Annotated in this window: 23 protein-coding genes and 1 pseudogene; 8 read left to right on the plus strand and 16 right to left on the minus strand. The window is 54.7% G+C overall.

Annotated features, from left to right (window positions below; translation table 11 throughout):
* Positions 1-227 precede the first annotated feature (227 nt).
* Positions 228-1,316, minus strand: coding sequence for a polyamine ABC transporter substrate-binding protein (locus PMI27_RS19310; RefSeq protein WP_008156725.1), 1,089 nt, complete (start codon positions 1,314-1,316; stop codon positions 228-230).
* A gap of 51 nt (positions 1,317-1,367) precedes the next feature.
* The gene (locus PMI27_RS19305; protein WP_008156724.1) at positions 1,368-2,669 is read right to left on the minus strand and encodes an NAD(P)/FAD-dependent oxidoreductase; all 1,302 of its coding nucleotides are present in this window, start codon (positions 2,667-2,669) and stop codon (positions 1,368-1,370) included.
* 149 nt (positions 2,670-2,818) lie between these two features.
* Here PMI27_RS19305 and PMI27_RS19300 point away from each other — a divergent pair, with 149 nt between their 5' ends.
* A complete protein-coding gene (locus PMI27_RS19300; RefSeq protein WP_008156721.1) occupies positions 2,819-3,721 on the plus strand; it encodes a LysR substrate-binding domain-containing protein in 903 nt (300 codons plus the stop codon).
* Positions 3,722-3,738: 17 nt separating this feature from the next.
* On the opposite strand, the gene PMI27_RS19295 is transcribed toward PMI27_RS19300, so the two are convergent.
* Positions 3,739-3,960 carry a hypothetical protein gene (locus PMI27_RS19295; RefSeq protein ID WP_008156720.1) on the minus strand — a complete coding sequence of 74 codons (222 nt, stop codon included), beginning with the start codon at positions 3,958-3,960 and terminating at the stop codon, positions 3,739-3,741.
* A gap of 253 nt (positions 3,961-4,213) precedes the next feature.
* On the opposite strand from PMI27_RS19295, the gene PMI27_RS19290 reads away from it, so the two are divergent.
* The 6 genes and pseudogenes from PMI27_RS19290 to PMI27_RS19275 all read left to right on the plus strand — a co-directional run bounded on the left by PMI27_RS19290 (position 4,214) and on the right by PMI27_RS19275 (position 9,682).
* On the plus strand, positions 4,214-4,471 hold the full coding sequence (locus tag PMI27_RS19290; RefSeq protein ID WP_008156718.1) for a DUF2790 domain-containing protein: 258 nt from the start codon (positions 4,214-4,216) through the stop codon (positions 4,469-4,471).
* A 102-nt stretch (positions 4,472-4,573) separates the two neighbouring features.
* Positions 4,574-4,811 (plus strand): annotated as a pseudogene (locus tag PMI27_RS32070) (ATP-binding protein); the annotation flags it as partial.
* Positions 4,812-4,915: 104 nt separating this feature from the next.
* Positions 4,916-5,239 (plus strand): DUF4258 domain-containing protein, encoded by a 324-nt coding sequence (locus tag PMI27_RS32430; RefSeq protein ID WP_033053145.1) that lies wholly within the window; start codon positions 4,916-4,918, stop codon positions 5,237-5,239.
* A gap of 4 nt (positions 5,240-5,243) precedes the next feature.
* Positions 5,244-5,684, plus strand: a complete 441-nt coding sequence (locus PMI27_RS19285; protein ID WP_008156715.1) for a helix-turn-helix domain-containing protein — start codon at positions 5,244-5,246, stop codon at positions 5,682-5,684.
* 946 nt (positions 5,685-6,630) lie between these two features.
* A complete protein-coding gene (locus PMI27_RS19280; protein ID WP_008155747.1) occupies positions 6,631-7,815 on the plus strand; it encodes an acetyl-CoA C-acyltransferase family protein in 1,185 nt (394 codons plus the stop codon).
* Positions 7,816-8,257: 442 nt separating this feature from the next.
* Positions 8,258-9,682: an undecaprenyl-phosphate glucose phosphotransferase gene (locus PMI27_RS19275; RefSeq protein WP_008155748.1), complete on the plus strand. Its 1,425-nt coding sequence runs from the start codon at positions 8,258-8,260 to the stop codon at positions 9,680-9,682.
* A gap of 74 nt (positions 9,683-9,756) precedes the next feature.
* Here the strand turns inward: PMI27_RS19275 and PMI27_RS19270 are convergent, their stop codons facing one another.
* The 13 genes from PMI27_RS19270 to PMI27_RS19215 form a co-directional block, all read right to left on the minus strand.
* The gene (locus tag PMI27_RS19270; protein WP_008155750.1) at positions 9,757-10,878 is read right to left on the minus strand and encodes a glycosyltransferase 61 family protein; all 1,122 of its coding nucleotides are present in this window, start codon (positions 10,876-10,878) and stop codon (positions 9,757-9,759) included.
* 78 nt (positions 10,879-10,956) lie between these two features.
* On the minus strand, positions 10,957-12,099 hold the full coding sequence (locus PMI27_RS19265) for a hypothetical protein (protein ID WP_008155753.1): 1,143 nt from the start codon (positions 12,097-12,099) through the stop codon (positions 10,957-10,959).
* Positions 12,100-12,415: 316 nt separating this feature from the next.
* Positions 12,416-13,150 carry a WecB/TagA/CpsF family glycosyltransferase gene (locus PMI27_RS19260; RefSeq protein ID WP_008155754.1) on the minus strand — a complete coding sequence of 245 codons (735 nt, stop codon included), beginning with the start codon at positions 13,148-13,150 and terminating at the stop codon, positions 12,416-12,418.
* Entirely contained in the window at positions 13,150-14,337 is a 1,188-nt protein-coding gene (locus PMI27_RS19255; RefSeq protein WP_008155755.1) for a glycosyltransferase family 2 protein, read from the minus strand. The genes PMI27_RS19260 and PMI27_RS19255 overlap by 1 nt, the downstream gene beginning before the upstream one ends.
* Complete coding sequence (locus tag PMI27_RS19250; protein ID WP_008155756.1) at positions 14,334-15,536, minus strand: glycosyltransferase; 1,203 nt, start codon at positions 15,534-15,536, stop codon at positions 14,334-14,336. The genes PMI27_RS19255 and PMI27_RS19250 overlap by 4 nt, the downstream gene beginning before the upstream one ends.
* Positions 15,537-15,611: 75 nt before the next feature.
* Positions 15,612-16,547, minus strand: a complete 936-nt coding sequence (locus PMI27_RS19245) for a DUF535 family protein (RefSeq protein ID WP_008155758.1) — start codon at positions 16,545-16,547, stop codon at positions 15,612-15,614.
* A 7-nt stretch (positions 16,548-16,554) separates the two neighbouring features.
* A complete protein-coding gene (locus tag PMI27_RS19240) occupies positions 16,555-17,532 on the minus strand; it encodes a glycosyltransferase family 2 protein (RefSeq protein WP_008155759.1) in 978 nt (325 codons plus the stop codon).
* Positions 17,533-17,575: 43 nt separating this feature from the next.
* The gene (locus PMI27_RS19235; RefSeq protein ID WP_008155760.1) at positions 17,576-18,100 is read right to left on the minus strand and encodes a serine O-acetyltransferase; all 525 of its coding nucleotides are present in this window, start codon (positions 18,098-18,100) and stop codon (positions 17,576-17,578) included.
* 8 nt (positions 18,101-18,108) lie between these two features.
* The gene (locus tag PMI27_RS19230) at positions 18,109-19,065 is read right to left on the minus strand and encodes a glycosyltransferase family 2 protein (protein ID WP_008155762.1); all 957 of its coding nucleotides are present in this window, start codon (positions 19,063-19,065) and stop codon (positions 18,109-18,111) included.
* Positions 19,058-19,675 carry an acyltransferase gene (locus PMI27_RS19225; RefSeq protein WP_008155764.1) on the minus strand — a complete coding sequence of 206 codons (618 nt, stop codon included), beginning with the start codon at positions 19,673-19,675 and terminating at the stop codon, positions 19,058-19,060. Before PMI27_RS19225 ends, PMI27_RS19230 begins: the two co-directional genes overlap by 8 nt.
* 132 nt (positions 19,676-19,807) lie before the next feature.
* Complete coding sequence (locus PMI27_RS19220) at positions 19,808-21,265, minus strand: FAD-dependent oxidoreductase (protein WP_008155766.1); 1,458 nt, start codon at positions 21,263-21,265, stop codon at positions 19,808-19,810.
* Positions 21,262-21,456 (minus strand): hypothetical protein, encoded by a 195-nt coding sequence (locus tag PMI27_RS30340; protein WP_081757403.1) that lies wholly within the window; start codon positions 21,454-21,456, stop codon positions 21,262-21,264. Before PMI27_RS30340 ends, PMI27_RS19220 begins: the two co-directional genes overlap by 4 nt.
* Before the next feature lie 133 nt (positions 21,457-21,589).
* The gene (locus PMI27_RS19215) at positions 21,590-22,966 is read right to left on the minus strand and encodes an oligosaccharide flippase family protein (RefSeq protein WP_008155767.1); all 1,377 of its coding nucleotides are present in this window, start codon (positions 22,964-22,966) and stop codon (positions 21,590-21,592) included.
* 95 nt (positions 22,967-23,061) lie between these two features.
* Here PMI27_RS19215 and PMI27_RS19210 point away from each other — a divergent pair, with 95 nt between their 5' ends.
* On the plus strand, positions 23,062-24,585 hold the full coding sequence (locus PMI27_RS19210; protein WP_008155768.1) for an O-antigen ligase family protein: 1,524 nt from the start codon (positions 23,062-23,064) through the stop codon (positions 24,583-24,585).
* Positions 24,586-24,587: the final 2 nt, after the last annotated feature.

A 24,587-nucleotide genomic window follows, 5' to 3' on the forward strand; every position in this document is an offset into this window, starting at 1 on the left:
ATCGATCAGGGAGCAAACCCTGATCAATGAATATCCATCTCGGGATAAGCGTAGGCCATGGTTAGGGCGATGACATGCTACGAAGAATCTCTTGGAATAAGACTAATGCCAATCAGCTAAGCAATTTCAGCTGCTACAGATTGCATTGCGGGTTAACTGACTGACATTAGGCCTGCACTCCTGAGGGGCGCCTGATGTGACGCACCCCAAGGATCGTGCCGATGTTGTTATGTATTGGTTTTCAACTTGGTCCACAGGCGGGTCGTCAACCGAGCGATGGCCGCGGGGAGTTCCTCTACGGTAAACAACTTGTCCAGCACACCTGTCGGCGGGTAAATCGCCAGGTCCTGCTTCACCGCCGGAACAACATACTGATCCGCCGCCAGATTGGGGTTGGCGTAATGGATGCTGTTGCTGATGTTGGCAATGACCTGCGGTGTCAGCAGGTAGTTCATGTAGGCGTAGCCATTCTTCTCGTGCGGCGCGCTCTTGGGCATGACCACCATGTCGAACCACAGCGTCGAGCCTTCGTCAGGGATCGAATAGGCGATGTCGATGCCGTTGTTGGCTTCCTTGGCGCTGGCGGCCGCCTGCACGATGTCGCCATTGAAACCGATCACCGCGCAGACATTGCCGTTCGCCAGGTCGCTGATGTATTTGGAGGCGTGGAAATACTGGACGTAAGGCCTGATCTTGAGCAGCGCCTGCTCGGCTTTTTTGTAATCCGCCGGCTCGTGGCTATGCGGCGGCAGCCCCAGGTAATTCAGGGTGATCGGCAGGATCTGCGTAGGGTTATCGATAATCGCCACGCCGCACTGGCTCAGCTTCTTGATGTTGTTTTCATCAAAAAACAGATTCCAGGAATGGGTGACATCGGTGTTGCCGAAGATCGCCTTGATCTTCTCGACGTTGTAGCCGATACCCGCCGTGCCCCACATGTACGGATAACCGTACTGGTTGCCCGGATCATTGACTTCGAGTTTTTTCATCAACGCCGGATCAAGGTTTTTCCAGTTGGGCAGCTGGCTTTTATCGAGTTTCTGCACCGCCCCGGCTTTGATCAATCGGGACAGAAAATGGTTTGAAGGGCTCACCACGTCATAGCCGGTGTTGCCGGTCATCAGTTTGGATTCGAGCACTTCGTTGCTGTCGTGAATGTCGTACGTCGCCTTGATCCCCGTTTCCTTGGTGAACGTGGTCAAGGTGTCGTCGGCGATGTAACCGTTCCAGTTTGAAATATTGACGACTTCGTCAGCGTAAGTGGCTGCCGACAACGTCGCCAGCACGACCATCAGGGAAATGTTGTTGACGCGCATGTTCAATCACCGTGTGTTTGATGAGTTTTTATTTTTTGATCGCCGGATGTTCTAGATTTCTGTTTTGGCCCTGACCGCCTCCACACGCATTCGAAGCATGGCACCGATATCGAGCAAGGGGCGCGGCGGCAGCCAGCCCGGCTGGGCCCTGCGCATCACAGATTCGAGGATGGGCGAGCTGTCACCCGATGCCAGTTCAACGAGCAAGCGTCCCCAGAGGGTGCCGCGTGCGACGCCCGAACCATTGCAGCCGGCCACCGCAAACACACCTTCGTCGACCTTGGCGAAATACGGTTGCCCGGTGCGCGAAGCGCTCAAGTGTCCGGTCCAGGTGTATTGAATGTCCTGCTCGCTCAAGAACGGGAAGCGTCGTTGCAAGCCGAGCACATGGTGTTTGCGACGGTGCAGCAGCTCACTGTCGGATAAATCCCGAGAACGGTATTCCGCCGTATTGCGGATCATCACGCGGCGGTCCGGAGTCAGTCGCACCGTGGCGCCCAGTGGCCGGGTGGACAGCACGCCCCAAGGCTCAACCGCGCCGATGGACTTGAACTCGGCGTCGCTGAGCGGCCGTGTCAGGCTGGCGCTGAGTTCCATCGGGAACGTCCCGCTGTCCTCTATTCCGGAGCGCGGAATGAACGCGTTCAGGCACACCAGGACTTGCCTGGCCTCGATGCTTCCATCGGTGCCATTGGCGCGAATACGCCCTTTGCCTAAACGCTCCAGGCCGGTGATGTCGGTGTTCTCAAACAGGGTCACGTTGGCCGGCAGCGTATCCAGCAGGCCCTTCACGTATTTCGCCGGTTGCAGCAGTGCGTTGCCATTGCCGCACCAGATCGCGGCCTGGTAATGCGCGGTGCCCAGTTGTTTGCTCAGCGGTTCACCTTCCAGGAAATGCGCAGAGGCGCCCACAGCGCGTAGCGTTGCCAATTTGGCCGCGACATCGGTCAACTTGCCGGGATCGTTGACGGCGAAAAAGTAGCCCGATTCCCTGAATTCACATTCGATGCCCAGACGCGCGATGCGCTGGCGCACTTCGTCACTGGCGGCACGGGAAATCGAGGTATCGACTTCAAAACCGGCAAACCCCGGGTTGCCGATCAGCTCATCCTTCGCCGGATGTTCATGTCCCACCACGAAGCCCGAATTGCGCGCCGAGGCGCCCTGCGCGGCCCGCTGTCTGTCGACAATCACGATCCGCGCCTGAGGGTGCATTTCAGCAAGGGTGTGAGCGGCGCACAGCCCGGTGATACCGGCACCGACAATCAGCCAATCGGCTTTTTGCGTGCCTTTGAGAGCATCGCGAGCGGGAGAACTCCCCGCCTGCGCAATCCAGCCACATACATTGGTCATGCATCACCTCGTCTGCCTGTCGTTCTGCAAGCACCGCACATGACGTCATCGCATGAGTATTTCCGGCCGGCGCTGGCTAGAGCTAGAATCTATAAGGCCTGTAGTGATACAACCAACGTTATAAAATCATCGAGCCATTCAAAAAACGCATGGATAAAATTCACCACGTTCCTTCTCTCCAGGCCTTGCAGGCGCTGGTCGAGGTCGCAGGCTCGGGCAGCTTCACGCAAGCGGCGCAAAAGCTGTGCCTGACCCAAAGCGCAGTGAGCCGAAAAATCCAGCAGTTGGAGAGCCACTTCGACTTGCCGATGTTCGTGAGGAATAGCCGCAGTGTTCGACTGACACCGGAAGGCGAACAGGTGCTTGCGACCGCCCGAAGTATCCTGGCGCAACTGAAAACCCTTGAAGATCGGCTGACACCGCAAAAACGACCCTTCCGCATACGCATGCATGTGTCGCTGGCGGTTCGATGGTTGCTGCCAAAGTTGAGCGAGTTCTATCGAAGTCATCCGCAGGTTTCGCTGTCGATCGAAACCGTGGCCACGGAAGTGGTGGAGCCGGCCATCGACAGCGATGCCTACATCCTCTATCTGCCCGAGCCGTCCCGCGATCCTGACTGCCTGACGTTGTTCGAAGAGGCGCTGGTGCCGGTGTGCGCCCCAGGCTTGGGCAGCACGACCCAGACGTTGAAATCGGTGGCCGATCTCGTGCGTTTCCCGCTGTTGCATCGCTCGGCGGACAAGCATGACTGGGTCCAGTGGCTGCACGCCAATGGTGGCCAGTCACTCGAGGACTATCGCCATATCCCCTTCAACCTCGACGAGTTGGCGCTTGATGCGGCGGCGCGAGGGCTGGGCGTCGCCATGACTGACCTGACCCTGGCAGGAGAATCAATCGAACGCGGCGTGCTCGTCGTTCCGTTCGGCCATCCCTTGAAGACCCGCGGCATTTACGCCTTGAACCTGCAACCTTCCGCCGCCGCTCATCCAGCCTGCTCGCTGATCATGCAGTGGTTTGCCCAACAGGCCGAACAGCCGGCAGGCGACGTTTGACCACCCGGGATTGACCACTACGTTCCGCGCCCCAACCCTTGTGTCGCATTGGCAAAAGCAGCGCTCGCCTCTTGAACCAGCCTGCGCCATTCAACGCTGTTGATGAGTCCGGTGCGCTCCATCTCATCGGCAGCCTTGAGCAACTCGTCATATTGCTCTTCAGCATCCATCCGGATTTCGGGCACTTGCAGGAGCTGATACCAGGCCGCCAGGGCTTCGCTCTTTTGATCATCACTCATGCTCAAACTCCCAAAGACAGTCTTCGTTTTGAAGTTTTTTCATGGGTGGCGTTCCTCACTCCCGACATACGGCTCCAAAGCAGTCGCTGACCTGATCCTCGAAGCCGCCGGTCACCCACCGTCACTTCGGCGCCGTTTCATTAGAAAATTGTCATTCAACTGTGGGTCGGCTGTGAGGAACACCTGGTTAACCTGAATTCACTGCCAGGCACCCCATCGGCAGCCAACCCGCCTCTGAATAGAGGAAGTCATCATGAAAATGTTAATCCTCGGGTTTGCTGCTCTCCTCGCCACGGGTTTTGCGTTTGCAGATACCCAGACCGCCGAACCTGTCATCCACGACAAGACCGGTTCCTTCGTCCACCTGGATATCGCCAAAGACCTGTCCAGCAATATCATCACGCAAGAATGCGGCATCGTCCCCGCGCAGCTGATTTACCTCGACCATCAGGGTCGCAAGCACGTGCTGGATTACCAGATCCATGGCATGAATTGCATTGGTGAAAACTGATCAGACGCCTGTACTCACAGAGGATCGGGCTACTCTGGCGCCACTGGCTGACCTCTGTAGCCCGCCGCTGCGAGAGGTATGTTGCTGGCACTGAACCGGACAGATCCCATCCCCGCCGAACACACCGCCCAGACTGCTCGAGCGCTTCTATCGCGCCGACGAATCCCGCGAACACTCGGCACACTCCAACGGCCTGGGCCTGTCGATGGTGGCGACGATCATGCAGCTGCACAATCGGGCTTACAGCGTTAGCAGCAGCGAAGTCATCACCTGTTTCGAGCTGTTTTTCCGGCGCGGCAATTGGATGAATGATGTCGGTCCGACCTGTCGTATGAACTGAATCTGTCCATCGCTGCTCCGCTACATGTCTCATTTTATTTCCCTGCTTTGACAATCGGCGCTTGAGCTTTAGTCTGTCGCAACCTATAAATACTATAGATAATCATGAGCGACCTACTGCCGTTTCCGCTGTCCAAAAAGAAAGCCTTGGAAATCATTAGGGAGCTTTCGCATAGATCTGAGCGTGTCTTTTACTCTAAGCACGCACGGTCCCGCATGATTGAGCGAGAGATATCCATGCCTGACGTAATGGATTGCCTTCGCAGAGGACAGGTCACTGATGGTCCCTATCAAGCACCCGGGGGCGATTGGAGATTCACTATTTCATGGTTCAGGGCTGGGTCACCCCTCCAACTTGTCGGCGCAATCGATGTCGACGAAGACGGGAGATATCTCGTCATAGTGACCACGATGCAAAGGGAGAGATAATTTGATGTACCACTACGTTGAAAGCGGGCTACCGAACGTCTGGCTTAGCAACGGCTACAGGGTGAAAGAGACTGCCTATGGCGAGTCGGTTGCTATCACGGATGTCGAGGGCCTTCACGATTTTATCGGCAAGACGATTGCGCAAAAACCGGCAGCTCTAACCGGTGCAGAGTTTCGGTTCCTGCGTAAAGAGCTGGGTTTGTCTCAAGAAAGGCTGGCCGGCATTGTCGGACTGACCTCCCAAGCAGTGGCGATCTGGGAAAAGACTGACAAGATTCCGACTGTAAATGATCGCTACCTGCGCGGGCTTTACCTGGAAGCCAAGACTGGCGAGGCGGATCTGATGGCCGCCATTAACTCGATCAACGAACTGGATCATGAGCTTCATAAACTCAACCTTCAGTTTGAAGATGGATGGCACAAGCAAGACCAAACGTGCGCCTGACAAAGACCTGAATGACAAAGCCCGGACGTGTTCCGTCATGCTCTTCACTTAAAGTCGGGGGTACATTTCCGTTTCTGCGGTGATGGCGGCTGGCGGTTTCGCTTTTACAGCGAGTCACTTGGAAATACGGAATGCCGCCCAACCCCAAGTAACCAAGAGCTCTTGCCCCGCCATTCGGCCTCTGGGAAAGGGGCAAGCAGATCAAGATCAAAAACCAGAGCCAGAGCCTGGCGCAGTACCTGTGGGAGCGAGCCTGCTCGCGAAAAACGTCCGGACACCGCGTTCATTCAGACAGCACGCGTAATCGTTCACATCTTTCGCGAGCAGGCTCCCACAGGGGAATGCGTACGCTTGAAGAGACAGGCCGGCCGGTAGGCCGCCTCGCTTTGCTTTTGCGGTGCACGCGCCATCGAGAGGCCGAGCGCAGGTTCTGCGCAGTGGGCAACCCGGCATGGATGCCGGGTTAGCCGCCCCCGGCCATGGATGGCCGATGGCGGCGGGCCCACGGAGCAGGACCGGAGCGAGGGCATGCCGAGCCTAAGCGAGGAACCGATCGAAAGGGGCAAGAGCCCTTGGTTACTTGGGGCTCTTCCAAGTGACTCGCTGTAAAAGCGAAACCGATAGCCGCCGTGACCGCAAAAACGGATATACACACAAAAAAAAACACAGGCCGGCCCTTGATCCACCGCCCCCTAGCTACGCATGTGTGTACCTGGAAACACCGAACTCAAGTGAACAGCATTACGGACGTGCACCCGGCTTTTTTCTTTCCTGCGCTTCTGACCCGATCAGACGAATCAAAAAGCAACTTCAACTGAAATGGCCAAAAACGCCACCCCCCTTGAGCAGTTTTGGCATAGGCCAAAATCATCACGGTGTCTAGACTCACCCCCATATAACAGTGCAAAAGCACACTTGAATCCAGGCCTGCTCCAGGGGAACCCGCATGAACCCATCCGACATTTTTGTTATCAGCGCCGTCCGCTCAGCCATCGGCAGCTTTGGCGGTTCGCTCAAAGATGTGCCGCCCATTCAATTGGCCACTGATGTTTGCCGTGCCGCCATTGAACGTTCGGGGCTAGCGCCTGAACACATCGGTCACGTGGTGATGGGGCATGTGATCCCGACGGAAGCACGCGACGCCTACATCTCTCGTGCCGTGGCGATGAATGCCGGCCTGCCGAAAGAAACGCCCGCTTTCAACGTCAACCGCCTCTGCGGTTCTGGTTTGCAAGCCATTGTCAGTGCAGCTCAAAGTTTGATGCTGGGGGATGCCGGGGCTGCGCTGGCGGGTGGCGTCGAATCCATGAGCCGCGGAACCTATCTGTTGCCGCAAGCGCGCTGGGGCGCACGCATGGGCGATATGCAAGCCATCGACTACGTGCTCGGCGTTCTGCAAGACCCGTTTGGCGGTTTCCACATGGGCATTACTGCGGAAAACATCGCCGAGCGCTATGGCATCACTCGTCAGGCACAGGATGAATTGGCGCTGCTCAGCCAGCAACGGGCGGCCCGGGCGATTGCCGAAGGCCGATTCACCGACCAGATCGTGCCGATCGAAGTGGCGTCCCGCAAAGGTACTGTGACGTTTGCGACGGACGAGCATGTCCGCGCCGAGGTCAATGCCGAGCAATTGGGCAAGATGAAACCGGCCTTCAAAAAAGACGGCAGCGTCACCGCCGGCAACGCCTCCGGCCTCAATGATGGTGCCGGAGCACTGATCATGGCCACGGGTCAGATGGTTCTCGACCAAGGCCTCAAGCCCATCGCCCGACTGGTCGGTTACGCCCATGCCGGCGTGGAGCCAGAGCTGATGGGGTTGGGACCGATTCCCGCCACCCGCCTGGTCCTCAAACGCGCCGGTCTGACCGTTGCCGACCTGGATGTCATCGAGTCCAACGAAGCATTCGCGGCCCAAGCGTGTGCCGTGGCGCAGGAACTGGGCTTCGACCCCGAGAAGGTCAACCCGAACGGTTCGGGGATTTCTCTGGGCCATCCGGTGGGCGCGACCGGTGCGATTATCGCCACCAAGGCGATTCACGAATTGCACCGTGTTCAGGGGCGTTATGCCCTGGCAACCATGTGCATCGGCGGCGGCCAAGGCATCGCCGTGTTGTTCGAACGCGTCTGATCGGCCCAAACGAAGACGGCGCCCATGGTGGGCGCCGTCTTCGTTTTACCACGATGGAATCAGTGCGCAATGCACGCAGATTTCAGCTCGGTGTAAGCCTCGATCGCTGCGCGACCACACTCGCGCCCCCTACCCGATTGCCGACCAGGCACTACCTTGCTGCAGACACCTCGGACCGCCCCGCTGCCGGCCGTTCGGTATCTCGATGGGCTTCATTTTTTCAAGCCCGAAGGTTCTACTAAACTACCCAGAACTACGCAGATTCAGTGAATGATTTCACAGTACTGCTAAAGTGATAGCACGCGTCGCCACATGCTCCCAAAGCCTGAATTTTCGAAGGCAGGTGGCTAATCACGGTGACGCCAACGCTCTCAAGCGAGGGCAGCATGAACTGAATCGCGTCTTCATCGAGCGCGAGGGGCAGCAGGCATGAGGTCTAAATATGATATTTGAGCCCAACAGTACCCGCTCCGTTCTCCAGCGAAGAAGCAGTACGAGTATCGTTATTCAGGCTGGTCTCGATTGTGTTGCAGTGACTGGCGTTGCGTGGTTATTGATCAATTATCATATCGGCTTCATAACGCAGTCCTATGTCATCCTGCTCCTGTTGCTGCTGGGGGCGTTGGCCGTCGTGTACGACCACTATGCTATTTACCGCAGCAACGTTGGTTTTACCGTCAAAGCCTTCAAGCTTTTGAAAGCGTGGACTGCCACGTTTGGCTTTCTCGTTGCCATGGCCTTTCTTACCAAGCAAAGCGAACAGTACTCGCGTTTATTGGTCGGGCAGTTATTTGTTGCTGGATATTTTGCGCAGTTGCTTTTGCACCTCGCGACACGCGAGATGCAGAAGAAATTTTTGGCCCACTCAACTCAATTGGAAAACTCGCTCATCATTGGCTCGGGCGAACTGGCCAGCTATCTTCATAAGAAAATCAGCAATAATCCCTGGCTCGGTGAGCGCATAGTCGGCTGTGTATTGATTGGTGCGGACGATGATCGGGGAAAGGAAAGTCTGGAAGGCGCGCAACGTCTGTCGATACTGGGCGATATCTCCGACCTTGATGAGTTAGTTGTCAAACATGCCATTCGTACCGTCTATTTCGTGACCCCACTGGGTGGCTCGGAGGTCATCCAGGATGTTTATTTAAGGCTGTTCGATAAACACATCTCTGTTAACTGGGTGCCTGACATTTTCTCGTTGCGCCTGATCAACCACAGTGTTCGCGAAATTGCCGGCATTCCCGTGCTGACCTTGTCTGAAACTCCGCTGATGGGGATGCGTCTGTTTCTGAAGAACCTTGAGGACAAAGTCCTGGCCTTTCTGATTTTGGTTCTTGCAGCGCCAGTCCTGGTAGCCGTCGCCATTGCCATCAAGCTCGACAGCCCCGGCCCCATATTCTTTCGTCAGCAACGCATGGGGTGGAGTGGAGAAGCTTTTCGGATCTGGAAGTTCAGAAGCATGGTCGTCCATCAGCCTGAAGACGGCATCGTCAAGCAGGCGCAAAAGAATGACCCACGCATGACCAGGGTTGGGGCCTTTATTCGGCGAACCAGCCTTGATGAACTACCGCAGTTGTTCAACGTTTTGATGGGGGAAATGTCTCTGGTGGGGCCTCGCCCGCACGCTATTCAACACGATGTTCAGTACTCGCCCGATGTCTCGGGCTACTTTGCGCGTCACAACATTAAACCGGGCATCACAGGCCTGGCTCAAGTACGTGGCTATCGTGGTGAAACGAAGGATATAGATCAGATGATTCGGCGTGTTGACTCGGATATCGAGTACATCAACAACTGGTCGCTATGGCTCGACTTCGTCATTCTTGTACGAACGGTGTTTGCCTTCTCCGGCAAACATGCCTATTAGCCAGTCTTGAGTGCCTGGGCAATCTCAAGGCCCATTTGATGCGCAATAAAGGCGAGGCCTACGTCCTCGCCGTATCAGGACGGAAAGAGATCCAGCGTGCGCTCAACTTCATCGGGGTCGATTCTAAAACCATTTTCCTCTGGTGTACCGACCACAAAACCAAAGTTCTGCTGATCACGATCCGTTAGATATTTAAAGAAACAGATAAAGCGATTAGGCGGCTGCAATACCAGCAGCGAACCACCTGGCGGGAGAACATTAACCCCATGGATAAGATGACTCCCCTCGACCCCTATCACGGTTCTGGCCCCGGCGCAGGTCGCCACGATGGTCGAAACATCGGACGTCGCAGGGTCGAGAATGCGAAAACCTCTGCGGTCACGTAGCCGTTCCGCCAGCTCCATCTCATTGCGTAACAATCGCAGTTCACCCCTGCTACCTCGCAGAATGAACACGCCAGGGTGGGAGCAAACTGTTACGTGTGATAACAGCTTTTCCCCCATCTCACGGAAACGCCGGTGCTTATGTCTGTTTTGGCATAGATCGTCAAAGATCACGAGCTCACGAAAAAATGCGTTACGTAAATAAACGGGCCTCATATCAAGCCAGTTCTCATAACCGGGAGTGTGAAGTATGCCGTGCCTTGCTGTGGAAACATTATTGGGCGAGGGTAGCGCGGTCACCGGAACGCCTTCTTCACATGCCAATCGATAGGTTAAACAATCATCCATCAACCACGTTCCAAACCACTTGATTCCCCCCGCGGTGCAATACAACGCCCCGCGATTGATCTCGTTTTCTACTCGAATCTTTGGTAACCAACCGGAACCCGGTGACAACCATGATTTGGCATTGCCTTTGTAGAGCGTGCCATCGATTAACCAGATATCTTTAAGCAGGTAACCTCTAGTCGGACCATGTTCAACACGACCGACGCCTTCCATTGTGCGGCGGGGATGCTCGTGAGGATAAAAAAGCTTCTCTTCCCATCCCGTTACACGCTCGAGCTGATTTGGCAAGAAAAAAGCGGACGGAGCAATCGAGGTGTCGCCTGGAGAAATTTCCCACGTTTTCACGGCTTGGCTTTGCAGAGTCAAGGACGGTTTGCGGGTGAGCCGTGTGTTAAACACGTATTTATACGCAGCAAGGCTCCACTTTGATTGGCCGTCACTCGTCAATGCATTGAATTCCGACATATGCAACCCATCCAAATTTAGTTATACAGAAACAGTGTTCATGGCCAAAACTGCACTTCTTTAAAATCAGCAACCTTTTCAGGTGGATACGATACTTTCCAGGACAGGGGGTGACTTCAGATGAGCGTAACGACTACGCAAGGTGCCGAGAAGCATTTCTCCCGGCGCCCTGGCACAATAAACGTATATTTTGAAAAGGCCGCCAAAACCCATTTCGCGGTATCGATTAGCAACTTCCTCGTCAGTCGGACCGTCCGGCAACCCAAGATGAAGTGTCAACTGCTTGCCTTCGACAGCAAATAGAGGTGTCTCCCAAAGAAATTGCGCTGCGCCCACCTTGGGCAGTCGAACAAACAAATAGCCGTAATTGCCCAGCGTATCAACATCACCGCCTCGCCTTCTTTTCCACTCAAGAAGTCCATCGTCCGGGCGAGCCAGGCACGTTCCGATATCATAATAGTCAAAACCATTTTCTATCGCCCACTCCAGTGCCATGAACGTAGTAATTGAGTTAACTTCACGTAACTTTTTAGTATCTGAAAACACAGCATCAGGGTAGCCGAAACGCACGGTGCTCCAATAGCGCTTTCCTGCCCGGGTCACTACGCAGCCAAGATGGCATGCAACAATCTCATCCTCTAACAACACCAGATCGAGTCGCCCGGCAACTTTGGCCACCCGTTGAACTTCATGCGCTTCAATTTGAGAGGCGGCCATACCATGCCTTGCCTTGGCGTAAGGTCGAAGCATTTCCCGGTCTGCACTTTCAATCTCGTCATCGTTCAACGCTTGTTTCATACGGTAGCGCAACCGGTTCTTGCGCAGATTTCGACGTAACTCAGTGTTGTATCTTGCTGTGATCTCGTCGATTGACTTGCTCAGCGGCACGACGGCACTCAGATATTGAGGCACATACAATGCCCCCACTGTCGGCATTTCACTGACCCACACCGTCCGGTCTGACGTGTCCAACTTTAACTGACTACCAACCGCTTGAGATTTAGCACCCAGTAGAACCTTCACAAATTCCCGCTGTGTTTTCCTGCCTACATAGAGAATGTCGTGGAGGCTATCTTCCCGGAGTCTGAACCTGACAATTTCCCAACGCCAAAAAAATGTTCGCCCAAGTATATCCCGCAGCCAGGCAACCGCTTTCCTTAGCTCAAATCGCATCGAAGGAGATATTAACTTACGAACTAATTTTGCTATATATTCTTTCATTTCGTTATCAGTACAATTTAAGGAAGGGGTATTTAGTTTACAAATCAACAAACTAAATACTCGAAATGAGCGTTCGACAACTGAGCACGTTTTTCACACGTCACTTTCTTTCGCGCGAAAAACTCGCCAGACCTTCCCTGGAATCAAGATTGCCCGACAACATTTTATTGACGCCAATCTTAATGAAGAAAACACCCCTATCAACTCGACAATTCCAACTTGAGTAAAGGTGCTACACCGGGGTTTGGCAAGATATTTCAGCCGTGTTTTTAACGCCTCGGAGGGGAGTCCTGCCAGGTGTCAAATTCCTGTCACGTCAAGAGTCCCTGTAGATCAACGTGCGCAACAAGAACATCGGATTACCCACCACATAGCGTTTGAATAATCGCTTTGGCTCACCCAGCAGCCTGAACACCCACTCACAACCGAGACGACGCACCCATTGCGGAGCGCGTGACACCTTGCCGCCGAGAAAATCCAGAATCGCCCCTCCGCACACGACCAGGCAGGGCACGCCACTGACGGCTAACCTGGCAGCAACGGCTTCTTGCTTGGGCATGCCCATACCCAGCACAACCAGTTCCGGCTGAAACTGCCGGGCAAGGTTTATATAGGTATCCACCGGCGCGAAACCATGGTGAGCAGAGACGATGTTGACCGCAAATATCGCTTCACTACGCTGCACCGCGTTGGCTAGAAAGGGCTCTTCAGTGCCCCAGAAAGCCACGCGCCGGCCCTTGAACGCGGCCAGTAATTTGGGAATGAAATCTGTGCCATTCATATTCAGCCCCGGCTCCAGGCCGAGGCGACGAAACAGGAGGGCCATGCCGGAGCCATCCCTCAACAATACGTCCGCAGCCAGCAGCGCGTTAAAGTAGTCGGTATTGGCCACCACCAGATTCATGGCATGGGCATTGGCGAACCCGAGTACTGTGGTCACGTCAGGTCTGGATAACGCATCAATCAGTGCTTGCTCGTCATCAACATCGCTGACCACCCTGAGTTTCCGGGTAATCGTTTGCCAGCTGTGCTGCCAGGATAAAGCACGCATTAGTTGTCATCTCGCTTCGAACGCACCCATTCAACCTGGCGCTTAAGCAAAAAGCCGAGATACAGAGGGATTTTCTTCACCGCGTAGAACGGCGCATACAACAAGGCTGCAAAAGAAATAATCCCGCGACCAAATTGGCTCCATGCCAGCAAGATAGTTACCCCCAATATTGCCACTCCGCAAGAAGCTATCAAGGCTGGCGCCAAAGCTCCGGACAGCATAAATACCAACCATGCCAGACCAAATACCGCCCCCAAGGCCAACGTCAACAAGGCTAACGGCGGGACCAGCAAATCCAGCGTCATCGCCAGCAGACGCCAGTTACGCCGACCAATCGACTCCACCAGCAACTTTGGTGTATCCCCAAGGATTACCCCTAGATGACCATGTTCCCAGCGCGTACGCTGAGTAGTTAAGCCTTCATCGCTGCGCGGAAAATAACTGGTTACCAGAGCATCGGGGCAGAACACAGGCGGCTTGCCGCTTCGGCATAAATCCAGGCCCATCTTCAAATCTTCTACGATGTGGCCACTGGCCAAATTGATCAACGTCAGATCCCGCCAGACGAAAGCCATTCCCGTGCCCATTAGCTGACAAGGCAAACCAAGCCGGGTCCAACCCTGCGGCCGCACCCGATTCTTCACACACCAGGCAAACTCGGCAAGCCGCACTTTTAGCCCGGAACCTGCTGGAGCAAGCATTAAATTAAGGGCTTGCGCTGGCCGCCCTGAGTCTGTGCAACAGATTGCCAAACGCTCAATAGAACCCTCGGCCACCTGGCAATCCGCATCGACAACTATCATGACCTCCGGCGCATCGCTCGCCAAATGACGCACCCCGCAGTCCAGCGCATAACCCTTGCCACGCTGCAGATCATTGCTGCGCTCCACCACCTCGGCGCCCGCCGTGCGAGCTTGCGCAGCCGTGTCGTCAGAACAGTTATCCGCCACCACCAATAGGCGATCACCCAAAAGCAACTGCGGCCGAATGCTATTTAACGTCGCGACGATGATCGAGGATTCATTGTGTGCCGGGATCAACACCGCCACCCGCGGTCGCGATCCTTGCGCCTTCGAGCGCGACCGTGCAGGCAGGCAGGCCATCAGCACCTGCACAAACAGCACCAACACCGGCAGGAGGATGAGTATCAGCAAGGAGCTGAACAGCCAACCAAGTAATGTGATCATGCTTGCGCCCTAAACAAATTAGCCAACTTGGCCGCTTCGGTATCGATGTCATGTCGCTCCAGCACTCGCTGATAGGCCGCCTCGCCCATCCGCTGCAACACCTCGACAGGTTGCGCGAGGCAGTCCGCCAACGCCACCACCAACTCATCCACCGCTCCAGCGGGAAACAACCAACCGTTCACACCCTCTTGTACTAACTCGGGAATCCCTGCCACATAGCTCGTCAATACTGGCCGGCGCAAGGCCATGGCTTCCATGATGACCACCGGCAAACCCTCGGCGAAGCTCGGCAGCACCAAGGCCCGCGCCGCAAGAATTTCCGCCCGCACCTGCTCACTGCTGATCCAGCCGGTAATTCGCACCTGCGCCTGCAAGCCGTGTTGTGCAATCAGGGCTTCGATTTCCGCGCGCATTTCTCCATCGCCGGCCAGTACTATTTCGAACTCCACACCTTGAGCTGCCAGGATGCGGGCAGCCTCAAGCAACAACAGTTGTCCCTTCTGCTCACACAAACGACCTACGCAAACCAACCGCGGCGCAGATGGCACGGCAACAGCCGGCACATCGTGAAACGCCCGCTCCAGACCACAGTGCACCACCTTTACCCTTGGCCAGTGCGCATGAGCCACCCAGCGAAACAGCTGGCTACGCCCATAAGAACTGATCGCCGCGACAAAAGCTGCGCGCCGGACTTTCTCGCCCAAATGAATAAACTGCGGTTTGTCGAACTCCTCTGGGCCGTGCACGGTAAAACTGTACGCCGGCCCACCAAGTACATTGGCCAGCATCACCACTTCGGTTGAGTTGGTGCCGAAATGCGCATGCACATGCTCGGCCCCAAACGCGTGCAACCAGGTCAGCACCCGACACGCCTCGGACAAATAAACCAAATGATATGGCCAGGGGCGATCGGCACGCTGGCCCATGCGTAGCGCCAACCACAGCGCCGAAAAAAAACGTCGCGGCTGGGCGCACAGCACCTGCAGCACAGGCACTAACAGCTCTTTGACTCCGCCCTGCAGCACATACTGGGTTTTATCACGCTCAGACACGTCTTCGGCATCCACCAATTCGGCGTCCCAGCCACGCAGAGCAATGCGCTGCACCACAAACCCCTGACGTTCCAACGCCAAAATCTCGCGACGAATGAAGCTATGGCTGACTTTGGGGTATTGATTGATGAAATAAGCGATACGCATAGGAACCAGACTTAGTTGTCGTTGCGGTGGATTATTACTGCAAGTAATCCCACAGTAGTACAGGTCTCAGGAACGTCAACCAGCCATACGGTTGCTGCTATAACTACCGATCAACACGCTGTCTATCTTTTTAAAGGTGTCGTCCAGCAGTTCATAGCGCCTGCGATACATGGCACGTTTTTTTGAAGCAATACTGTCGAGCGGCTTTCTGGACAGAACCATGGGAATCTCAAAAAAATCTTCGCGCTCTGATGGAGTCGCTCCATGCTCTAACCAGATCACATCATAATTTGCCGCCAGTTCCAGAGCTTTGTGAGCGCCAAAATACGGATGACGATGGTGGCGATACCCATCCCCTACCGCATAAATTTTTTCAACACCAATATTGATGGCAATGTATTTAATAACTTCAATCAGAAAGCTTCTTGGCCGCAGGCCTTCAAAGTCTTTAGTCAGGTCCCTGTAGATACTCAACGACAGTTCACTCTCGACGCCTTTATGTATCCCTTGAACGGCGCCGATAAAAATACATAACTCAGTGTCCGTGCGACACAACGTAAATGCTATTGAAGCAATGCGCAGATCCGCCTGAAACAAGTTCAGCACCAACTCCCCTTCGCGCATAAACCAGAAGGGACGATCCAGCACCAGGGAACAACCAGCAGCAAACTCCGACAAATCACTCAGCAGCAAACTTTCACTTCGCCCCAACAGCAGTAGTTGCGGACAGCTTTTGGTAACCACTTCGTAATGCGAGGCTAAAACACTAAGTTTATTCTTGGGGCTCCAGATTCTACTGATGTATGGCCAATGAACAACGCCTACACAATCCCCGCCTAACTTCTCAACGCCGGACTCACCCAGGGCGCTCGACATTCGCCCGCAAAACAACTTTAGCTCGGACCAGTTTTTTGCAACCAAAACCAGCATTTTAAACTTATTATTCAATGCCCTTAAGGAATACCCGGCATGTAAAAAAAACACGCTCTTCAATATCACCCAATTATTCATATAAGTCTCACTTGTATTCGATCAGCGCCGTCTTGCCGGCGCCGAATCTGTTCAGTAGAAACTTGACTTGCCCAAGCATCTCGGGAAATTTCCCCAGCACGAGAAAGAAAGCCCGCAGCCAGTTTTCGCGCGTGGATCTATCGCCCCTGCGGGCGAGACGCACGACCTGCAATGGATAGACCAGCAGAAGAAGCAGCCCAAACCATCCAAACACCGAACTCGCGATAACAGTCGCCAGCGGGACACCCAATCCCCAGAACCAGACACGACGCGACTCACGCAACCAATGTTGCTCCGGTGCGGCCCCATGCAAAAATGCGCCCTCGGCAAAGGCATAACCACCGCGCAGGGTACGCTGCCACCATTGGCCGAACCGGGTCATGGTTGCATCGTGCAAGGTCATTTCCTCGCCCAGACGCCAGACCTTCCAACCATTCCCACGCAGACGCAAGCACAATTCAGGCTCTTCCCCGGCAATAAGGCCCGGTCGAAACCCGGACACTTCGGCAAAGGCGTCAGCCCGCATCAGCGCATCGCCACCACATGCCTTGGCCTCACCTACCGGCGTATCCCATTCGAAATCACACAGTAAGTTGTAAACAGAGTGCTGCGGAAAACGCTCACGGCGCCGTCCACAGACCACCGCGACGTCAGGATGTGTATCAAGAAAGGCCAGCGCCCGGGGCAGCCAACCGTCGACAACCTCACAATCACCGTCAACGAACTGCACATAACGCATCGCTGGCAATGAGCGTTGCAGGCAGGCAAATCCTTCATTGCGCGCGCGCGCAGCCGTAAAGGGAATCGTCATGTCCAACTCGACCACCTCGACCCCAAGCCTCAGTGCCATCTGCACTGAACCGTCCGTTGATCCAGAGTCGACATAAACGATCTTCTGCGCCGAACCGACGAGGGAAACCAGGCAACGCTCAAGCCGTAGGCCTTCGTTGCGACCGATAACAACGACACCAATCCCCATAGCCATGGCGTTCACTCAGCGACGCAATTGAAGTAATCCATCGGGTGGTTCATGAGAATTCCCTCGATTCTGCGTACTTCCTTTTCTTGATAGTCGCAGGAACACCCACGGCCACCGAGTCGTCCGGCACATCGGTCAGCACCACAGCATTGGCACCAATCACGACATTGTTACCAATGCGGATATTACCCAGCACCTTGGCCCCTGCCCCGATATCAACATTGTTACCCATCACCGGAGCAATCGGCTCGCTCACATTCTTGAGGCCCACGACGACGCCATTGCGAATACGGCAATCATCGCCGAACTGCGCATAGCCACTGATCACGATTCCGCCGAAATGATCGATGACGAAGTTGCGCCCGACCACCACCTCACACGGCAGCTCGATACCCGTGACGATCTGCACCAGTTTGAAGAGCACTTTGTATATAAAGGAGAAAAACTTACGTAGTAGTGCCGGTCGCACTCCGTAACGCCAGCGCCCAAAGCGATAAACCACCATCACCCAAAACCCCTGAGCCCCCCAATCTCCGGCGTATGCACGTAAATCCGCACGTATGTTTTCGAACATAACTGGCTCTACCGTGTTGGTTGGCTAGCGAATTTGGTATCACGCAGCAGCGCCCAGGTCACACGAGTATGCTGCCAACACCCCCCTAAAGCGGCCCGACCGCGGCCTTTCAATAGCGCCTTGAGCGCCACAATCAGATCACCCAGACTCACCAGTAGCATATGTGAGGCCAAACCAGGCAGGCCGTGGTGCTTGCGGAAGTACAAAAGCTCACTTTCGATTTGTAACGTGGGTAGCTGACGACTATCCGCATTGAGTTTGTCAACAGACTTGGCACTTTCACCGCCGATATGCACCACCGTGGTATGCGGGTAGTAAACGACCTTCCACCCTGCCTGTTTAACGCGTTTGCAGTGATCTATCTCCTCGAAATAAAGGAAGTAGCGCGGATCGAACAAGCCAATCTGGTCGATAACTTCACGGCGAATCAGGTAATAGCACCCGGGCACCCAGTCGCACTCACGCACCGAAGCATGATCCCAGGCCATGTCGTCGACTCTTTTCACCACAGGGAAAAAGCGTTCAAGCCCTGTATGCGAAAGGAAGACATTTAACGGCGTTGGAAAATAGCGACAGGAGGGCTGTAAATCACCCTCTCGTCCAACCAATCGAACGCCGAGGACCCCGCAATCAGGATGAGTCTCCATGTAGTCGAGCGTCTTGCTAAGCGTGTCCGCAGCAACAAAGGCATCGGTATTGAGGAGCAACGCATACTTGCCCTGCAGGTGTTCAACCAATTGATTATTGGCACGCCCAAAGCCAACATTATTTTCATTGGCGAGTTGCAATGCCTCTGGACAAATAGTTGCCAGACACTCCAGCGAATTATCGACAGAGGCATTATCCACCACCAAATAGCGCGCGCGATCCACGCTAGTTGACTGGCGTAACGCATTAAACATCGGTTGCAACAACTCCGCTGTGTTGTAATTAACCACCAACACGTCAAGGGGAGCACTAGCCATTGGGTTGCTCGCCAAAAAAGTGTTGCGCTCTCATTTTTATAAGCTTCGGTTCAAATGTCGGGTCGTATACACCATCGCGCTGCCTGATAAGTTCAATCCACGGATAAGTGGCGCTACGCTCTTCGACTTTCGCCAACACTTCTTCCAAGGTACAGATAACCTTGGCTGGATTACCCCCCACCACTACCCCAGGAGGAACATCTTTTACGACTACAGCACCGGCCGCAACAATCGAATTAGGGCCAATAGTCACACGCGGCATGATGATAGAGCCATAGCCGATAAAACAATTATCAAGAATATCGATAGGGCCGACAGAGTCTAGTTTTTTATTAAAGCGCACCTCGAGCATGCCGATTATTCCATCGTGGCCGAACAGCGTGCAACAAGATAAACCTACATTATTTCCGAGTCGTACTAGCGAAGGGTCAGTTATGTTGGCAGCAGGATTGATCCATACGCCTTGACCGATGGAGTGCAAAGATCCCCATCGCACCATATGTTTAGCCCATTCATACCCGTCCGGCTTACAGAATTTTTTATAGAGCGGGGTCCCATACCCTGTTGTTTTTGCAATATAAGCAATCGTGCGTTTTAGTAGACCAATCATCCTCTCAGCCTCATTAATTCAGCGCTAGACACCTGTGCCAGGGTTAGATACACCCTGAGTCTTCATTACCACTACCCTAAGAGTAGACGCTTCCCTAATCCAACACTCAAATAATCCACACATGCTCCCCCCTCAGTAATACCTGCCCATCTGATGGTTAAGATGTTCCGCCAGCCTTAAAACAATTTGCAAAAGAGGCATCGTGGGGTTACAGGCACCGCCTGTAGCGAAAACACTGCTCCCCGCCACGTAAAGATTCTCGACACCGAACACTTTGCAGTTCTCGTCGACAACGCCAAACTCAGACGACGTCGCCATGCGTGTGGTCCCCATATGATGAGCATGGGGATTGAGCTTCAGTGGTAAATCGACGTCATAAACGTATTCTTCCAACTTGACAAAGCCCAACCCTGTTTCGGCAAAACACTTTGCCACTTCGAGCCCTATGGACTTGACGGTATTTCTGTCTGCCGGGGTCAGTTCCCAATGAACATTTGCCTTCCTCATCCCTAACGCATCTCGCTCGTCGAGCAATGAGATTCGGCTATTGGGGTTGGGAAACTGCTCGATCAGCGTGCCGAGCACCCCATCTCCAGGGCAATCGAACTTGGCAATAAATTCAACCTTGCGCTCCACACCCACGTCGCAAACGAGGTTCTCGAAAAAGCTCTTGATGGCAGCCATTCGCCCATAGGATTTCACTTCAGCTACAAGCGTGGCCGTCACATTCCCTTTCCCTGACTTGTGCTCCATCACGAATGCATCGGTCGTGAAGTACTCCTGCCGAGCATCTGTACCCTGCCCGTCGTTCAGGATGAAGGTCCCCATTTCGACGTTCAGGTGCTCCATGAAGCATCTACCGACGAAACCATCCTTGCTGACGATACCGCCAGCTACCAGAGACTCGCTGTTAAGCAGGTGCCTGGCATTCTCGATCGCGCCAGTCGCCAGAATGAATTGTTTTGCCGTGACTCGCTCTCGATGCAACTCATAGTCCGAGACGACTATCGTTGCTATGCGGCCGGTCTTGCTGTCGAACTCAAGATCGACGCAATTGCAATGGATGAAGACATCCAGCCCCTCGGTCTCATTAAGTTCCTTGGCATATTTTTGTGCAAATCGTGTAGGCGGGCTTAGCAGGAAACGATCAGCGTAAAAGTCGTTGCCGTCCAGACTCGCATTGATAGCCTTGAAACCGGAGTGTGGCGGAAGATCGACAATATCCATGGCCGCCGGCAGATTGCGCTCGATCTCGGAAAACGCGATGGGCCAACCCGGCACGGGTACCGGAGGGCCCACGGTAAAGTCCGACGGTTCGAATGGACGGCATCGCCCGGCCCAGTGATTGGAGGTCCCGCCAAGATAGCGCAGGCGTGTTTCATGAGCATACATATCGAGGCCTGATGATGAGACCTTGTAGAGGTTCTGTGAGACCGGCGAATAGTCGTGCCCGCCGCCCTCGACAAGCACCACACGCCGACCATTACCGGCTAAACGCAAGGCCAGCGTAATCCCGGCTGGCCCACCGCCGATGATGCAGATGTCATAGTGGTCGCGGAGTTCTTTCTGCGATTGGTAGTCTTTGATCATGCGTGTGTTTGCCGAAAATGCCGGGCAGGCAGCACCCATCCGTTGATTACAACAAACTCGGATTTAGCAGCAGAAGGCCGGGCAACGGCTTTGGAAAATCCGAACATGACCCCTCCAACACTCAATAGAGCAGAAGCCTGGAGGAAGCTTCTGCGCCCCATCACAGAGGTATTCAAATCAGTTTCTCTCATGATTCAAAGCTCCACGACATCGAGATTACGCTGGAAATTTCAACGACTACATCAAGGCCACATTTTGCCGACGGCCATCAATACCTCAATGGCGACGCGGTGCCGCAGCTTTGGAAACATCAAGAGAAATAGATCAAAGCCATTTAACAAAATCCGTCAATAACTCCCCACACAATGCCCCCACCGCCAGCATAGGCAACACCACCAATTCACGCTTGAGACTGAACATCCCCAGACGACAATTGACATAAAAAACCAGGATAAGCGTAGGAAACGTGTACAGGGCAGCGCCCCAAATCGCATATTTGACCCCGCCAATCGCCAACAGCAGAGGCAGTAGCACCCACAACGAGACCACGCGAATAATGTTATCCATGGCCTGGTACTTGGTGAGCCCCAAGGCAATCCAGACCTGATTCGCCAGCATGTAGCGCATTGTGAAAAAAGAGAGTGAAAGAATGGCCATCATGTTGCCGGCCTGAGCGTAACGCTCATCGTACAAGATGCTGATGAGCAGTGGACTGCCGGTCAGGAACAGTCCACAGAGGAACAGGCAGGCCAGATCGAGCATCAATTTCAAGCGGTAATACAAAGCGTGGAGCCGTACGGTGTCATTCGTTCTTGAGGCCTCACTGAAAGCCGGCAAGGCCACGGCCCCGACTACCTTTTGCAACGCAAGCTGAACAGCTCCCAAAATCAGCACGGCAATGGAGTAAACGCCCAGTTCGCCGGCCGTCATGCTGCCGCCGAACCAGACACGATCACCGTACATGGCCAATACGCCCACTGCCGACGACAACAGTATCCAACGGCCGAAGCCGACTAATTCATTGAGCGCAGAACGCTCCCACTGTAGACGGTTAGACGGGCCCTCAAACCAGACATGCCCCAGCAGCGTGTTGACCATCGTTTGGACCAGACCTGCAATCACCAGCGACCAGATGGACCTGGTGAAGTAACCGATGCCCAGCATGACCAGCAGCCCGACGACCTGAGACCCAAACTCGGTGAGTACCACCTTCTTTTGCTGGAAAGAGCGCACTGCCAGGTCGATTTTGGTCGACTGAAAACCAACGATGATTGCCGAGAAACCGGTCACGGCCAACACCAGCGGCAACTCGGGTGCGGCGTAGGTGGAATTGGGCGACCACAGATTGAGGGCCTGTGCATACCAGGCGAGGGCCGCGAGGAGAAGTGTCGAAGCAAAAAGGATAAAGCCGCGCACGATCTGCACGGTCCAGATGGTATTGAGAAAAACCGGATCGTCGCCACGCGGGCTCTGGATGATGTTCTGGCGCAAGCCGACATCGGAAAGCATGTGCAGAACCAGAGAAACGGTGATGGCGATCATCATGATGCCGAACATCTCCGGCATCAGCAGACGGGCCATTATCAGGTTGCCGCCCAAGCGAAAGGCTTGAGACGTAACCAGTGCCCCCAGATTCCATGCCCCGGCAGAGATCGCACGCTTACGAAGGCCCAACGATGGCGACAAATCAACTAACGACATAGCATCATCCCCGGACTCAATGGCTCAAAAGGAACTATAGTCGCGTTTAGCCATTCCACTAGCCGTCGCTCATCAATCAATAAGTCCAATCATCCATGCCTGAGCACTTCCGAGCGTTGATTGTCATTCTGGTCCTTGCTGGCATCGTTTTTGCCATGGCACGTCGACCAGCGGCAGACCTGATTCCCGACCGTAATTTCACTCGTCGGCGCAATCTGTGGTTCGTATTGACGCTACTGGCATTTGTTTCGCACAGTTTCTGGGTGTACGCAGGCATTGCCGCGATCGTGTTGACCTTCGCACGAAATCGCGAGCGCAATCCCGTGGCGCTATTCTTCCTGCTGCTGTTTCTCATCCCACCGGCCACGGCGGAGATTCCGGGCTTCGGCCTGATCAACTATTTTTTTGCCATTAACCATATTCGTCTGCTGGCACTGTGTGTGTTGCTTCCGGCTTTTTTGGTTCTGCGCAAGCGCGCCGACACGGTCAGTTTCGGGCGCACCTGGCCTGACAAACTGTTAGCCGCCTACCTCCTGCTGACGAGTCTGCTTTTCCTGCGCGAAACCACCGTCACCGACACCTTGCGCCAAATGCTCTACATATTCATCGAAGTTTTTTTGCCTTACTACGTTGCCAGCCGGGCGCTGAAGAACCTCAGCGACTTCAAGGACGCTCTGTTCGGTTTTGTACTCGCCGCCATGGTGCTGTCGCTTATAGGTCTCTTCGAATATGCCAAGCACTGGCAGCTGTACAGCGCGGTTGTCTACGCCATGGGCATGCAATGGGATCCCGGCTACTTGAGCCGTGATGGCTCATTACGCGCCAGCGCCACTACCGGCCAGGCCATTGCGCTGGGCTTAGTCATCAGCGTGGCCATCGGCTTTTATCTGTACTTGCAGGAGGAGGTACGTAGCAAATTGCAGCGCAGCCTCGGCGCACTGTTGCTCGCCGGTGGTCTGTTCGCACCGCTGTCGCGCGGCCCCTGGATCGGGGCAGCCGTCATGATCGTCGTGTTCATCGGCACCGGCCGTAAAGCGATCAAACGCCTGATGCTGCTGGCGGCCGCCGGGGCGCTCGCCCTGCCCTTGCTGGCCATCGTGCCGGGCGGGCAAAAAGTGCTCGATCTGCTACCGTTTATCGGCACGGTGGAAGTCGAAAATATCACCTACCGGCAGCGCTTGATTGATAACGCCTTGATCGTTATCCAGCGCAACCCTTGGTTGGGTTCTTTCGATTTCCGCAGCACACCGGAAATGCAATCCATGATCCAGGGTCAGGGGATCATCGATATCGTGAACACCTATATCGGCATAGCGCTGTCGTTCGGTTTGATTGGCTTGACGCTCTTCGTGGTTTTTTTCGCCAGTGTCCTGCAGGGCATCCGCAAGGGGATGCGTTCGTTCCCCAACGAAGACGATGAGGCGCGCCGACTCGGACGTGCACTTCTGGCGACACTGGTCGGGATCCTGATCACCATCGTTACCGTTAGCAGTATCACGGTCATCCCTGTGGTGTATTGGTCGGTAGCTGGACTGTGCGTGGCCTACGCTCAGATGGCACGCAGGCTCAAGCACACCTCGACGGCCGTCTCGGCGAGTACCCATCTCCAACTCAGGTAGAC

This window comes from Pseudomonas sp. GM41(2012), from assembly GCF_000282315.2.
GTDB lineage: Bacteria > Pseudomonadota > Gammaproteobacteria > Pseudomonadales > Pseudomonadaceae > Aquipseudomonas.

Bases quoted from the DNA above. Each gene is read 5' to 3' on its own strand.
- PMI27_RS19270 (WP_008155750.1), bottom strand. From the start codon at position 10,878: ATGTCGGAATTCAATGCATTGACGAGTGACGGCCAATCAAAGTGGAGC.
- PMI27_RS19300 (WP_008156721.1), top strand. From the start codon at position 2,819: ATGGATAAAATTCACCACGTTCCTTCTCTCCAGGCCTTGCAGGCGCTG.
- PMI27_RS19220 (WP_008155766.1), bottom strand. From the start codon at position 21,265: ATGATCAAAGACTACCAATCGCAGAAAGAACTCCGCGACCACTATGAC.
- PMI27_RS19305 (WP_008156724.1), bottom strand. From the start codon at position 2,669: ATGACCAATGTATGTGGCTGGATTGCGCAGGCGGGGAGTTCTCCCGCT.
- PMI27_RS19240 (WP_008155759.1), bottom strand. From the start codon at position 17,532: ATGGCTATGGGGATTGGTGTCGTTGTTATCGGTCGCAACGAAGGCCTA.
- PMI27_RS19235 (WP_008155760.1), bottom strand. From the start codon at position 18,100: ATGTTCGAAAACATACGTGCGGATTTACGTGCATACGCCGGAGATTGG.
- PMI27_RS19225 (WP_008155764.1), bottom strand. From the start codon at position 19,675: ATGATTGGTCTACTAAAACGCACGATTGCTTATATTGCAAAAACAACA.
- PMI27_RS19310 (WP_008156725.1), bottom strand. From the start codon at position 1,316: ATGCGCGTCAACAACATTTCCCTGATGGTCGTGCTGGCGACGTTGTCG.
- PMI27_RS19230 (WP_008155762.1), bottom strand. From the start codon at position 19,065: ATGGCTAGTGCTCCCCTTGACGTGTTGGTGGTTAATTACAACACAGCG.
- PMI27_RS32430 (WP_033053145.1), top strand. From the start codon at position 4,916: ATGAGCGACCTACTGCCGTTTCCGCTGTCCAAAAAGAAAGCCTTGGAA.
- PMI27_RS19290 (WP_008156718.1), top strand. From the start codon at position 4,214: ATGAAAATGTTAATCCTCGGGTTTGCTGCTCTCCTCGCCACGGGTTTT.
- PMI27_RS19295 (WP_008156720.1), bottom strand. From the start codon at position 3,960: ATGAGTGATGATCAAAAGAGCGAAGCCCTGGCGGCCTGGTATCAGCTC.
- PMI27_RS19280 (WP_008155747.1), top strand. From the start codon at position 6,631: ATGAACCCATCCGACATTTTTGTTATCAGCGCCGTCCGCTCAGCCATC.
- PMI27_RS19285 (WP_008156715.1), top strand. From the start codon at position 5,244: ATGTACCACTACGTTGAAAGCGGGCTACCGAACGTCTGGCTTAGCAAC.
- PMI27_RS19210 (WP_008155768.1), top strand. From the start codon at position 23,062: ATGCCTGAGCACTTCCGAGCGTTGATTGTCATTCTGGTCCTTGCTGGC.
- PMI27_RS19215 (WP_008155767.1), bottom strand. From the start codon at position 22,966: ATGTCGTTAGTTGATTTGTCGCCATCGTTGGGCCTTCGTAAGCGTGCG.
- PMI27_RS19250 (WP_008155756.1), bottom strand. From the start codon at position 15,536: ATGCGTATCGCTTATTTCATCAATCAATACCCCAAAGTCAGCCATAGC.
- PMI27_RS19255 (WP_008155755.1), bottom strand. From the start codon at position 14,337: ATGATCACATTACTTGGTTGGCTGTTCAGCTCCTTGCTGATACTCATC.
- PMI27_RS30340 (WP_081757403.1), bottom strand. From the start codon at position 21,456: ATGAGAGAAACTGATTTGAATACCTCTGTGATGGGGCGCAGAAGCTTC.
- PMI27_RS19275 (WP_008155748.1), top strand. From the start codon at position 8,258: ATGATATTTGAGCCCAACAGTACCCGCTCCGTTCTCCAGCGAAGAAGC.
- PMI27_RS19260 (WP_008155754.1), bottom strand. From the start codon at position 13,150: ATGCGTGCTTTATCCTGGCAGCACAGCTGGCAAACGATTACCCGGAAA.
- PMI27_RS19265 (WP_008155753.1), bottom strand. From the start codon at position 12,099: ATGAAAGAATATATAGCAAAATTAGTTCGTAAGTTAATATCTCCTTCG.
- PMI27_RS19245 (WP_008155758.1), bottom strand. From the start codon at position 16,547: ATGAATAATTGGGTGATATTGAAGAGCGTGTTTTTTTTACATGCCGGG.